9 protein-coding genes are annotated in these 12,356 nt (G+C 71.1%); 3 read left to right on the top strand and 6 right to left on the bottom strand.

Annotation, left to right across the window (positions count from 1 at the left end; translation table 11 throughout):
- Positions 1 to 14 precede the first annotated feature (14 nt).
- From AB0N81_RS32915 to AB0N81_RS32900, 4 genes are all read right to left on the bottom strand, one after another.
- The gene (locus tag AB0N81_RS32915; RefSeq protein ID WP_365364847.1) at positions 15 to 887 is read right to left on the bottom strand and encodes a hypothetical protein; all 873 of its coding nucleotides are present in this window, start codon (positions 885 to 887) and stop codon (positions 15 to 17) included.
- A gap of 95 nt (positions 888 to 982) precedes the next feature.
- Positions 983 to 2,047 (bottom strand): hypothetical protein, encoded by a 1,065-nt coding sequence (locus AB0N81_RS32910; RefSeq protein ID WP_365364845.1) that lies wholly within the window; start codon positions 2,045 to 2,047, stop codon positions 983 to 985.
- A 94-nt stretch (positions 2,048 to 2,141) separates the two neighbouring features.
- Complete coding sequence (locus tag AB0N81_RS32905; protein WP_365364843.1) at positions 2,142 to 3,167, bottom strand: hypothetical protein; 1,026 nt, start codon at positions 3,165 to 3,167, stop codon at positions 2,142 to 2,144.
- Positions 3,168 to 3,368: 201 nt separating this feature from the next.
- Positions 3,369 to 4,364, bottom strand: coding sequence for a hypothetical protein (locus AB0N81_RS32900; protein ID WP_365364841.1), 996 nt, complete (start codon positions 4,362 to 4,364; stop codon positions 3,369 to 3,371).
- A gap of 137 nt (positions 4,365 to 4,501) precedes the next feature.
- Between AB0N81_RS32900 and AB0N81_RS32895 the strand changes: the two genes are divergently transcribed.
- Complete coding sequence (locus tag AB0N81_RS32895; protein WP_365364839.1) at positions 4,502 to 7,126, top strand: valine--tRNA ligase; 2,625 nt, start codon at positions 4,502 to 4,504, stop codon at positions 7,124 to 7,126.
- 83 nt (positions 7,127 to 7,209) lie between these two features.
- Here AB0N81_RS32895 and AB0N81_RS32890 read toward each other — a convergent pair whose 3' ends face one another.
- Positions 7,210 to 7,854, bottom strand: coding sequence for a hypothetical protein (locus AB0N81_RS32890; protein WP_365364837.1), 645 nt, complete (start codon positions 7,852 to 7,854; stop codon positions 7,210 to 7,212).
- Positions 7,855 to 8,034: 180 nt separating this feature from the next.
- Between AB0N81_RS32890 and AB0N81_RS32885 the strand changes: the two genes are divergently transcribed.
- A complete protein-coding gene (locus AB0N81_RS32885; protein ID WP_365364835.1) occupies positions 8,035 to 9,198 on the top strand; it encodes a histidine kinase in 1,164 nt (387 codons plus the stop codon).
- A 408-nt stretch (positions 9,199 to 9,606) separates the two neighbouring features.
- On the opposite strand, the gene AB0N81_RS32880 is transcribed toward AB0N81_RS32885, so the two are convergent.
- A complete protein-coding gene (locus tag AB0N81_RS32880) occupies positions 9,607 to 10,623 on the bottom strand; it encodes a rod shape-determining protein (RefSeq protein ID WP_365364833.1) in 1,017 nt (338 codons plus the stop codon).
- A gap of 203 nt (positions 10,624 to 10,826) precedes the next feature.
- On the opposite strand from AB0N81_RS32880, the gene AB0N81_RS32875 reads away from it, so the two are divergent.
- The gene (locus tag AB0N81_RS32875) at positions 10,827 to 12,350 is read left to right on the top strand and encodes a folylpolyglutamate synthase/dihydrofolate synthase family protein (RefSeq protein ID WP_365364831.1); all 1,524 of its coding nucleotides are present in this window, start codon (positions 10,827 to 10,829) and stop codon (positions 12,348 to 12,350) included.
- Positions 12,351 to 12,356: the final 6 nt, after the last annotated feature.

Raw genomic sequence — 12,356 nt, 5'->3', positions numbered from 1 at the left:
TGCTCCTTGTGCTGCTACTTGACCTCTACGCGGACGTCGTCGCGCAGGTTCGCGACCTGGGTGGCGACGTTGTCCAGGGAGATCTCCTCGCCGCTGCCGGTCGCGGCGACGTCGGAGTAGGTGGCGTACGCGACCGTGCTGTGGTCGCCCCAGACGCACATCGGCGTCTGGAAGCTGTTGGGCACGCCCTCGTCGTCCGCGCCGATCTCACCCATCTTGTACTCGGCCTTCTGGCACTTCATGACGCCGTTCTCGAAGCCGTCCGGAGTGAACTCCTCCGGACTGCCGATGAGCTTGAGGCCGCCGTCGCTCTTGGCCGAGTCCTTCTCCATCTCGGCGAACATGGCGTCGACGACCTTCTCCGGATCGTCGATCTCGCCGTACGCACCGGAGTAGTTGAGGGACTTCATCGTCGCGCCCTTGCCGTAGTTGTACGCGGCGTGGGCGTCCTTGGGGTTCCTGACGCCCTGCTTCTCCAGGTCCGCGAGGTCGCTCGACGACATTCCGCCGGCGTCACCGGCCGACGTGTCCTTCTTGTAGCTGCCGAGCACCGTCTCGGGCGCCGTCAGCTTGTACGTCTTGCCGTCGTCGGAGACGGAGGAGGCGCTGACCTTGTCGTAGACGAAGTACCCACCGACAGCGAGCGCGGCCACCACGACCACGGCGCCTATGACAAGCCCGGTCTTCTTCTTGCCGCCGCCCTGAGGGGGCCCGGGGTACTGGCCGTAGGGGGCCTGCGGCGGCTGCCCGTAGCCGTAGGGCTGGGCAGGCTGGCCGTACGGCTGCTGCGGCGGGACACCCTGCGGCGGCTGCCCGTACGGGCCCGGCTGGGGCTGCTGGGGCTGCTGGGGCGGTCCGCCGTACGGTCCGGGCTGCTGGTAACTCACTTCGTGATTCCCCTCGTTGGTGGTGCGGTGGTGCGGTGGTGCGGTGGTGCGGTGGTGCGGTGGTGCGGTGGTGCGGGCTGTGCGGGCTGTGCGCGTCAGACCTTGACGCGGACCGCCTTGCGGACCCGGAGCGTGGTGTCCGAGGCGTTGCTGAGCGAGACCTTGCCCGCCATGGCCTCGGCGACCTCGAGGGGCACCACGACGCCGACGGTGCTGTGGTCGCCCCAGATGCAGACCGGCATGTGGATCTCCTTGGGGCCCGAGGACGCGCCGCCGCCGCTGTTCTCCATCACGGACTCCTGGCACTTGAGGACGGTGTCGCCCGTGCTGAAGTCCTTGGGGCTGCCGACGAGCTCGCCCGTTTCCGAGCTGTTCTTCTGCGAGTCCTTCTTGATCTTCGCGAACATGCCGTCGACGACCGGGCCCGGGTTCTCGATCTCGCCGTAGACGCCCATGAACTGGAGGGCCTTCTGCCGCAGAGGATTGCTCCCGTCCCCCGACTGGTAGCCGGCGTCGACGTCCTGCGGGTCCTTCACACCCGCCTTCTCGGCGGCCGCCAGGTCGCTGGAGTTGAAGCCGCCGCTCATCTCGTCGCTCTTGTCGTACTCGTTGAGGATCGTGGGAGGCGTCGTCAGCGTGTGCGGGCCGTCGTCCTTGATGCCGCTGCCGGCCACGTTCGAGGAGTCGCCGTTCTTGCCGCCCTTGCCGCTCTTGTCGTCGTCTCCGCCGGCGAGGACGAGGTAGCCGCCGACGGCCGCGGCGGCGACCACGGCGACGGCGGCGATGATCAGGCCGGTCTTCTTCTTGCCGCCGCCGGGGGGCGGGGGCGGGACCTGCCCGTAGGGGGCCTGGGGCTGCTGGCCGTACGGGGGCTGTGGGGGAACCTGCCCGTAGGGGCCGGGCTGCTGGGGCTGGCTGTAGGGCCCGGGCTGCGGGGCCTGCTGCGGGTAGCCGTACCCGGGCTGGGGCTGGGGCTGCGGCGGGGGAGCCTGCTGGGGGTAGCCGTAGCCGGGCTGGGGAGCCTGGGGCTGCTGGCCGTAGGGGCCGGGCTGCTGCGGCTGCTGGCCGTACGGCCCGGGCTGCTGGGGCTGCTGCCCGCCGTACGGCCCGGGCTGCTGGGGCTGCTGCCCGCCGTATGGGCCCGGCTGGTTGTAGCTCATGGGGGTTCCCCTCCGAAACGCTTAACTTTTCTTGACATCCTGACGCAAGCGGGCCCGGCCGAATGACCGGGCCGGGCCGCGCGCGTGACAGGCGTCAGATCTTGACGCGGACTTCCCCGCGGAACTTGGCCGTGGTGGTCGCGGCCTCGTCGAGGTCGGCTGCCTTGCCGGACAGCGCGCTCGCCACGTCCGTGGTGACGACGTAGCCGATGGTGCTGTGGTCGCCCCAGATGCACGTCGACGCGGACATCTCGCTCGGCCCGGAGGACCCGGCGGTGGAGCCGGAGGTGCCCGCGCCGCTGCCCAGGTCGACCTTCATCTCCTGGCACTTCATGACGGCGCCGTCGAGTTCGGCGGGCTTGTACTCCTTCGGCTCGCCGACCAGCGTGACGCTCTCGCCGCTGCCGCCGCCCGCCGACGTCTCGTTCTTCTCCTTGGCGTTCGTGAACATGTGGTCCACGACGCCCTCCGGGTCCTCGATGTCGCCGTAGACACCGCCGAAGGTCAGCACCTTCTGCGCCATCGGGTTGTCCTTGCTGCCCGACTGGTACTGGGCCTGCACGTCCTTGGGGTTCTTCACGCCGGCGGCCTCGGCCTTGTCCAGGTCGACGCTGTTGAGGCCACCGGACCCGCCCGGGTCCTTCTGGTACTCGGTCAGGACCGTCGCCGGCGTCGTCAGCTGGTGCGGGCCGTCGTCCTTGATGCCGGCGTCGTCGCCACCGCCGCCGGCCACGTTCGAGGAGCCGCCGTTCTTGCCGCTCTTGTCGTCGTCTCCGCCGGCGAGGACGAGGTAGCCGCCGACGGCCGCGGCGGCGACCACGGCGACGGCGGCGATGATCAGGCCGGTCTTCTTCTTGCCGCCGCCGGGGGGCGGGGGCGGGACCTGCCCGTAGGGGGCCTGAGGCTGGCCGTACGGGGGCTGAGGGGGCTGCCCGTAGGGGCCCGGCTGCTGGGGCTGGCTGTAGCCGCCCTGCTGCGGGGCCTGCTGGGGGTAGCCGTAGCCGGGCTGGGGAGCCTGGGGCTGCTGGCCGTAGGGGCCGGGCTGCTGCGGCTGCCGGCCGTACGGCCCGGGCTGCTGGGGCTGCTGCCCGCCGTACGGGCCCGGCTGGTTGTAGCTCATTACTGGGGGTCCCTCCCAATGCTTATGTGTTCCGAACATCCTGTCGGATGGGTCTACGGGGCAGGGGCCTCGGGCCGGATCGATGCGGAGTTGTTGAAGGGCTGTTCCAGGGGGCGGACGTACGAAGGCCCGGGGCGGGCGGACCACCCCGGGCCTTTCGCCTCATATGCCGCGACTGCTCCCTATGCCGCGACTGCTCCGCTACGCCTTGACGCGCGCCGCCTTGCGCAGGTCGGCGGCGAACTGGGCGACGTCGTCCGCGGACATGCCGCCGCCGCCCTTCAGCATCGCGGCCATGTCCATGCCGAAGACGATGCCGTACGTGCTGTGGTCCGCCCAGATGCAGACCGGCAGCTTCGTCACGTCGGCGTCTTCCTTGAAGCTCGCGGTCTGGCACTTCATGACGGCGTTGTCGAGGCCGTCGGGCTCGACGGTCTCGGGGCTGCCGACGAGTTCGATCTGTTCGTCGGAGTCGCCGGTGGTCCCGCCCGACTCCTTCTCCGCGTTCTCGTCGGCCTTGGCGAAGCCGTCGTCGACGGCCTGCTCCGGGTCCTCGATCTCGCCGTACATCCCCTGGAAGCTCATCTGCTTGCCCTTGAGAGCTTCACCGGATTCGTACGAGGCCGCCACGTTCTCCGGGTTCTTGATGCCGATCTCCTCGGCGTTCTTCTTGTCGCCGGAGCCGAGCGGGCCGTCGTCGGGGGCGTTGGACTCGTCGCCCTTCTTGTACTCGCCCACCGACGCCGGCGGCACCAGCTTGTGCGCGCCGTCGTCCTCGACCGACGTCGAGCCGCTCCCGCCGCCGAAGACGAAGTACGCCCCGACGCCGAGCGCGGCGACCACGGCGACCGCGCCGATCACGAGCCCGGTCTTCTTCTTTTTGCCGCCGCCGCCCTGAGGCGGCTCCGGGTACGGGGTCTGCCCGTAGGGGCCGGGTTGCTGCGGCTGGCTGTAGCCGCCCTGCTGGGGCGCCTGCGGCGGGGGCTGCTGCGGGAAGCCGTAGCCGGGCTGGGGCTGCTGCTGAGGGGGCTGCCCGTAGGGGTTCGGCGGCTGCTGCGGAGGCTGGCCCCCGTACGGGCCGGGCTGCTGGGGCTGCTGACCCCCGTAGGGTCCCGGCTGCTGCGGAGGCTGACCCCCGTAAGGCCCAGGCTGCTGCGGCTGTTGCCCCCCGTACGGGCCTGGCTCGTTGTAGCTCATTGCGCGGGGTCCCCCTCCGAATGCTGATGTGTCCCGGACATCCTGAAGGAAATCCGGGCCCCCTGGAGCCCCCGGCCACAAGCGATGTCGAACATTCCGGTTTCGGGACCGCTCCACGACCCCTCTAAACTGGCCGCGTGACCGAGAACGCTCAGCAGCAGCCCCCAGCGACCACCCCCGAACTGCCGACCCAGTACGTGCCGGCCGAGGTAGAGGGGCCGCTGTACGAGCGCTGGGTAGAACGGGGTTACTTCTCCGCCGACGAGAAGAGCGAGAAGCCTCCGTACACCGTCGTCATCCCCCCGCCGAACGTCACGGGCGCGCTCCACCTGGGCCACGCCTTCGAGCACACGCTCATCGACGCCCTCACCCGCCGCAAGCGCATGCAGGGCTTCGAGACGCTGTGGCAGCCCGGCATGGACCACGCCGGCATCGCCACGCAGAACGTCGTGGAGCGCGAGCTCGGCAAGGAGGGCAAGTCCCGCCACGACCTCGGCCGCGAGGCGTTCATCGAGCGCGTCTGGAAGTGGAAGAACGAGTCCGGCGGCCAGATCTCCGGCCAGATGCGCCGCCTCGGCGACGGCGTCGACTGGGAGCGCGAGCGCTTCACCATGGACGAGGGCCTCTCGCAGGCCGTCCAGACCATCTTCAAGAAGCTCTACGACGACGAGCTGATCTACCGCGCCGAGCGCATCATCAACTGGTGCCCGCGCTGTCTCACGGCGATCTCCGACATCGAGGTCGAGTACCAGGACGACGACGGCGAGCTCGTCTCGATCAAGTACGGCGAGGGGGAGGAGACGCTCGTCGTCGCCACCACCCGCGCCGAGACGATGCTCGGCGACACCGCCGTCGCGGTCCACCCCGACGACGAGCGGTACAAGCACCTGGTCGGGAAGCAGATCAAGCTGCCGCTGACCGACCGCACGATCCCGGTCGTCGCCGACGAGCACGTCGACCCCGAGTTCGGCACCGGCGCCGTCAAGGTGACCCCGGCCCACGACCCGAACGACTTCGAGATCGGCCAGCGCCACTCCCTGCCGAACATCGCGGTCATGGACGAGCACGCCGTGATCACCGCGCACGGCCCCTTCCAGGGCCTGGACCGCCTGGAGGCCCGCTCCGCCATCGTCGGCGCGCTGCGCGCCGAGGGCCGCATCGTCGCCGAGAAGCGCCCGTACACGCACTCGGTCGGCCACTGCTCGCGCTGCAAGACCACCATCGAGCCGCGTCTGTCGATGCAGTGGTGGGTCAAGGTCGGCCCGCTCGCGAAGGCCGCCGGTGACGCGGTCCGCGACGGCAAGGTCAAGATCCACCCGCAGGAGATGGAGAAGCGGTACTTCGACTGGGTCGACAACCTCCACGACTGGTGCATCTCGCGCCAGCTCTGGTGGGGTCACCGCATTCCGGTCTGGTACGGCCCGAACGGCGAGGTCGTCTGCGTCGGCCCCGACGACGAGGCGCCCACGGGCGAGGGCTGGACGCAGGACAACGACGTGCTCGACACGTGGTTCTCGTCGGGCCTGTGGCCGTTCTCCACCCTCGGCTGGCCCGAGCAGACGGATTCGCTCGCGAAGTTCTACCCGAACTCCGTCCTCGTCACCGGCTACGACATCCTCTTCTTCTGGGTCGCCCGAATGATGATGTTCGGCCTCTACGCGATGGACGGCACCCCGCCGTTCCACACGATCGTGCTGCACGGCATGGTCCGCGACCAGTTCGGCAAGAAGATGTCGAAGTCCTTCGGCAACGCGGTCAACCCGCTGGACTGGATGGACAAGTACGGCTCGGACGCCCTGCGCTTCACCCTCGCCCGCGGCGCCAACCCGGGCACGGACGTGCCGATCGGCGAGGACTGGGTCCAGGGCTCGCGCAACTTCGCCAACAAGATCTGGAACGCCACGCGCTTCGCGATGATGAACGGCGCCACGATCGAGGGCGACCTGCCCCCGGCCGAGCAGCTGTCCGCCACCGACCGCTGGGTGCTCTCCCGCCTCAACGCGACCGTCGCCGAAGTCGACGCGCTCTACGACGACTTCCAGTTCGCCAAGCTCTCCGACGCCCTCTTCCACTTCGCGTGGGACGAGGTCTTCGACTGGTACGTCGAGCTGTCCAAGACGACGTTCATGGCGGGCGGCGACGGCGCGAAGGTCTCGGCCCGCGTCCTCGGCGAGGTCCTCGACGTGACGCTGCGCCTGCTCCACCCGATCGTCCCGTTCGTGACGGAGACGCTCTGGACTGCGCTGACCGGCGGCGAATCGCTCGTCGTCGCCGACTGGCCCTCGGACAGCGGCTTCCGCGACTCGGCCGCCGAGCAGGAGATCGAGACGCTCCAGCAGGTCATCACCGAGGTCCGCCGCTTCCGCGCCGACCAGGGCCTGCAGCCCGGCCAGAAGGTCCCGGCCCGCCTGACCCTGGACGGCACGGCGCTCGCCCCGCACGAGGCCGCCATCCGCCAGCTGCTCCGCCTCCAGCCGGAGGGCGACGCCTTCACGGCGACGGCGACGCTGCCGGTCTCGGGCGCCACCGTCGCGCTCGACCTGTCCGGCACGATCGACATCGAGGCCGAGCGCAAGCGCCTGGCCAAGGACCTCGCCGCCGCCGAGAAGGAGAAGGCGCAGGCCGAGGCGAAGCTGGGCAACGAAGCGTTCCTTGCGAAGGCCCCCGACCAGGTCGTGGACAAGATCCGCGGCCGCCTCACCAAGGCCGAGGCCGACATCGCCCGACTCCAGGCGCAGCTGGAGGCCCTGCCGGCCGCGTAACCGCGTACGCACGCGAAGGCCCCGGGACCGGCACCGGCCCCGGGGCTTTCGCGTGTCTCCTGGACCTCTACACCTCTACACCTCTACACCTCGCTGGTCACCGGGCCGGTGACGGTCTCGGTGGCCTGGGCCGGCAGCGGACGGACCACAGTGCCGTAACCCGCCCGGGTCGGCGCGAGGTCGAGGCCGAGCCGTTCCAACTCCGCCGCGGCCAGGGCGTCCAGCGTCTCCGGGTCGCCGTGCCGCCAGCCCCAGGCGAGGCTGCCGGGCGTCGCGTCCGGGATCTCCGAGGCGGTGAGGGCGACCTCGTGCAGCGGCCGCAGCAGCGAGCGCAGGGCGAGCAGTTCGCGGCCGTCGTCCGAGGCGGCGAGGTCCCGGGCGGCACCCGCCTGCCGGATCCAGCGCAGCCTGCGCGGCAGCCAGGCACTCAGGAGGAGCCCGACGGGTACGACGAAGAGGGCGACGGCACCCACGGCCACGGCGGCCCGTACGGCCACCGGGTCCATGGCGTCGACGGCGTCCGCGATGCGCCGCATGGCGATGTCGACGCGGCCGCCGACCAGCGGCAGCGGCGCGTTGTGTTCCTGGAGGGCGCGGGGGAGGGCGAGCAGACAGGCCAGCCGGTACGCGATGACGGCCGCGGCGGCCCACAGCGCGGTCCACGCGAGTACCCCGGCGTCACCGGCGAGCTGATGGGTCCGCTTGGTGGGATTCTGGGCATACCACATGGTCCGATTTGACCCCCGGCGCACGCAGGGACCGGGCAGCCGCGCCGAGAGGACACCCGTCGTGTGCCCCCTCCGGCGGCATGACCGGGATCACCCGCAACATCCCTGGGTGCGGCAAATCACCAAGACAAGGACGTAAGTCCGGTGAAACGGGCCGAAAGACCTTGGATGATGGAGAGCATGCGCACCCTGCCCGCCGCCCAGGCGATCCGCCAGGCGACGGCCACGGCCGGCCGCCTCTGCGGGCGCTGGTCGCAGGAGCCGCGCGCCGTGGACGTGCTCGCCGCGCTGAGCGCGTTCGCGCTGATGAGCCTGGACATCCCGGGCCTCGCCGAGGCGGAGGACAACAGCCTCAACGGCCCGCTCGCCGCGCTCGCCCTGGCCGCCGGCGCGTCCTCGCTGCTGCTGCGGCGCAGGACGTCCTGGCTGACGTACGCGATCGCGCTCCTCTTCCTGGGCTGGCTGCATGAGCTGACGCTGGCGCAGTTCGCCCTCTACTCCCTGGGCCGCTACCGGGGCCGCACGGCGGGAACCCTCGGCGTCGTCGGCTACGTCGCCTTCGCGTACGTCATGTTCAACCTGCCTGGCTGGCCGGTGCACCGCGGGGACACGCTCAGCTCGTTCCTGAGCCTCGTCGTCCCGATCGGCGTGCTCGCGGCGGGCGTCGGCGTCGCCGCGAACCGGCAGGACCTGGTCCGCGCGCTGGAGGCGCAGCGCGCGGAGACGGAGACGCTGCACGCCGTCCAGCAGGAGCGGGTCCGCATCTCGCGGGACGTGCACGACTTCGTCGGCCGCGAGCTGACGCTGCTGAGCGTGCGGTCCCAGGTGCTGGCGCGCAGGGCCGCGGGCGGGCCCTTCGAGGACGGCTTCGAGGAACTCTCGGAGACGGCGCGCAGCGCGCACCGGATGCTGAACGAGATCATCGTGCAGCGCGGCACGGACGGCGCCCCGACCCCCGGCCTGGACGCGCTCCCCGAACTGGCGGCCCACAGCGCTCGGGCGGGCAGCCCGGTCGACCTCCGGATCGACGACGAGGCCCACCGCCTCTCGCCGCTGCGCCAGGCGGCGGTGCACCGGGTGGTCCAGGAATGCCTGACGAACGCGGCGAAGCACGCGCCGGGCGAACGGGTGACGGTGCACGTGGCCGTGCAGGGCACCCACCTACAGATCACGGTCCGCAACCCCCTCCCCACCAAGGCCCCGTCCTCGCCTCCGGTCTCCGCCGGCACGGGCACCACAGGCATGGCGGAACGCGTCCGGGCGGTGGGCGGCACGTTCACGGCAGGCCCGACCGACACGACGTACGAGGTCAGGGCCACGCTCTCCACAGGCGAGCTGACCTAGGGCCGGGCGGGTGGGTGGGGTGTCCCCTGCGACGTCCCCCCGGGGTAGGAGCCCCAAGCCCGCCGCTTCGCGGCGGATGTAGGGGGCGGCCCCCCCCCCCCTTCGCGGCGGATGTATCCCACCCACCCACCCGTTTGCCCCGCGACGCAGCTGCCAGGTAGGAGCCCAGGGGCGGGGGGGGCGGGGGGAAGCCCAAGACACAGCCCCAGCCAAGGGCAGAAGTGGCGACGGGCCGCAGCCGCAAACGCGTCCCGAGGGGACGTGGGGGTATGTGCGCACGGAGCACCGAGCGAACATTGGCGTCTTTGGACTTGAGGCGTGGCGAAGGGATAGCGAGTACGTACATACCCCCACGGCCCCGCCCCACAGACGAACCCAAGGCGAGAGCCCCCAGCCACGGCCGGGGGCCTACGCCGCGGTCATCACCCGCTCAAGCCCGTCGAAGTCCTCCACGCACTTCCCGCACCCCATCGCCACACTGTCCAGCGGCTCATCGGCGACGAAGACGGGAATCCCCGTACCGGACGCGATGCGCAGATCGAGACCGGGCAGCAGCGCACCCCCACCGGTCAGTACGATCCCGTGTTCCATGATGTCGCCGGACAGCTCGGGCGGACACTCCTCCAGCGTCGCCTTCACCGCGGCGATGATCTGCTCGACGGGCTCGTCCAGCGCGGCCCGCACCTCACGCGTGGTCAGGTCCACGGTCTTCGGCAGCCCGCCCACCTTCTCCCGCCCCCGCACGGTGAACGTCCGCATCTCCAGCGCGTCCTCACCCGGCACCGGCCACGCCGACCCGATGGCGACCTTGATGTCCTCGGCGGTGCGCTCGCCGATGAGCAGCGTGTGCTCCTTGCGGACGTAGTCGGTGATGGCGGAGTCGAGCCGGTCGCCGCCCACCCGCAGCGACTGGGCCGTGACGATCCCGCCCAGCGAGATGACGGCGACCTCGGTGGTGCCGCCCCCGATGTCGACGACCATCGACCCGCGGGGCTCGGAGACGGGCAGCCCCGCTCCGATGGCCGCCGCCATCGGCTCCTCGATGAGGTGCACGGCCCGCGCCCCGGCCCGCTGCGACGCGTGGACGATCGCGCGCCGCTCGACGGGCGTGACCCCGCTCGGCACGCACACGACCATGCGCGTACGGGGACGGCGCCCGGGCAGGGCCTTGCGCACGAAGTGCCGGATCAGTTCTTCGGCGGCTTCGTAGTCGCTGATCACGCCGTCCCGCAGCGGACGGATGGCGGTGATGGAACCGGGCGTCCGCCCGATGGTCTCCTTGGCCTCCGCGCCCACGGCGAGCACCCGGCTCTTGCCGCCCTTGTCCGCCCGCACGGCGACCACGGACGGCTCGTTGAGCACGATCCCCTTGCCGCGCACGTAGAGGAGGGTGTTCGCAGTGCCGAGGTCGATACCTATGTCCATGATCGCCAAGTTTGCCCGGTGGCACTCCGAAGCGGAGGGACCAAAGTCCCGAATCGGACGGGCCAAAGGTCCCGACGAAGCACCCGACGAAGCACCCGGCGAGGCACCCGGCGAAGCACCCGACGAAGCACCCGAGGACCCCCCACCCCCCGAGGAGACGGCCCTGCCCGCGCGTGTCGGTGCCGCTCCGTAGACTGGCGTACGTGAGTGACCTCCCCCCGCACGACGACAGCGCCGACCGACCCGCCGACGGCGACCCCTTCGACGAGATCGTCGGTGCCGAGACCGACCGCGACCCGGACCTCGCGGTGATCGAGGCCGGCAGCCGCACCCTCCGCACGCAGGGAGGGCCGCCGCAGGCCGACATCCCCGCGCGCCCCACCGATCCGGAGGTGGACCGGACGCTGCGCGAGGTGGAGACGGAGCTCGCGGGCCGCTGGGGCGAGACGAAGCTGGAGCCCTCCGTCCGCCGCATCGCCGCCCTGATGGACGTCCTGGGCGAGCCCCAGCGCGCGTACCCCTCGATCCACATCACGGGTACGAACGGCAAGACGTCCACGGCCCGCATGATCGAGGCGCTGTTCTCCGCCTTCGAGCTGCGCACCGGCCGCTACACCTCGCCCCACGTCCAGTCGATCACCGAGCGGATCAGCCTGGACGGCGCCCCCATCGAGGCCGAGCGCTTCGTCGAGACGTACAACGACATCAAGCCCTACGTGGAGATGGTCGACTCCCAGCAGGAGTACCGGCTCTCGTTCTTCGAGGTCCTCACCGGCATGGCGTACGCGGCCTTCGCGGACGCCCCGGTCGACGTGGCCGTCGTCGAGGTCGGCATGGGCGGCAGCTGGGACGCGACGAACGTGATCGACGGCTCGGTCGCCGTCGTCACCCCCATCGACCTGGACCACACGGACCGCCTGGGCTCCACGCCGGGCGAGATCGCCACGGAGAAGGCCGGCATCATCAAGCCGGACGCCACGGTGATCATGGCCCAGCAGTCGGTGGACGCCGCGCAGGTGCTCCTGAAGAAGGCCGTCGAGGTCGACGCGACGGTCGCCCGTGAGGGCCTGGAGTTCGGCGTCGTCGCCCGCCAGGTCGCGGTCGGCGGCCAGCTCCTGACGCTCCGGGGGCTCGGCGGGGAGTACGAGGAGGTCTTCCTGCCCCTGCACGGCGAGTACCAGGCGCACAACGCCGCGGTGGCGCTCGCCGCCGTCGAGGCGTTCTTCGGCATCGGCTCGCAGCACTCGCGCACGCTCGACATCGACACGATCCGCAAGGCCTTCGCCTCGGTCGCCTCGCCGGGCCGCCTGGAGGTGGTGCGCCGCTCGCCCACCGTCGTCCTGGACGCCGCGCACAATCCGGCGGGTGCCCGCGCCACCGCCGCCGCGATCAGCGAGGTCTTCGACTTCAGCCGGCTGATCGGCGTGGTCGGCGCGAGCGACGACAAGGACGTGAAGGGGCTCCTGGAGGCCTTCGAGCCGATCTTCGCCGAGATCGTCGTCACGCAGAACTCCAGCCACCGCGCGATGGACGCGGACACGCTCGCCGGAATCGCCGTGGAGGTCTTCGGCGACGACCGCGTGCAGGTCGAGCCGCGCCTGGACGACGCGCTGGAGGCGGCGATCACCCTCGCCGAGGAAGAGGGGGAGTACGCGGGCGGCGGCGTCCTCATCACTGGTTCCGTCATCACGGTCGGCGAGGCCCGACTGCTCCTGGGGAGAGGCTGAATTCCT

Origin of the sequence: Streptomyces sp. NPDC093510 (genome assembly GCF_040683555.1) — a bacterium.
Lineage (GTDB): Bacteria > Actinomycetota > Actinomycetes > Streptomycetales > Streptomycetaceae > Streptomyces.
This window is presented reverse-complemented; position numbering and strand designations above follow the sequence as displayed.

Coding starts and splice junctions, on each gene's coding strand:
- AB0N81_RS32900 (WP_365364841.1), bottom strand. CDS start 4,364: ATGAGCTACAACGAGCCAGGCCCGTACGGGGGGCAACAGCCGCAGCAG.
- AB0N81_RS32890 (WP_365364837.1), bottom strand. CDS start 7,854: ATGTGGTATGCCCAGAATCCCACCAAGCGGACCCATCAGCTCGCCGGT.
- AB0N81_RS32905 (WP_365364843.1), bottom strand. CDS start 3,167: ATGAGCTACAACCAGCCGGGCCCGTACGGCGGGCAGCAGCCCCAGCAG.
- AB0N81_RS32885 (WP_365364835.1), top strand. CDS start 8,035: ATGCGCACCCTGCCCGCCGCCCAGGCGATCCGCCAGGCGACGGCCACG.
- AB0N81_RS32910 (WP_365364845.1), bottom strand. CDS start 2,047: ATGAGCTACAACCAGCCGGGCCCATACGGCGGGCAGCAGCCCCAGCAG.
- AB0N81_RS32880 (WP_365364833.1), bottom strand. CDS start 10,623: ATGGACATAGGTATCGACCTCGGCACTGCGAACACCCTCCTCTACGTG.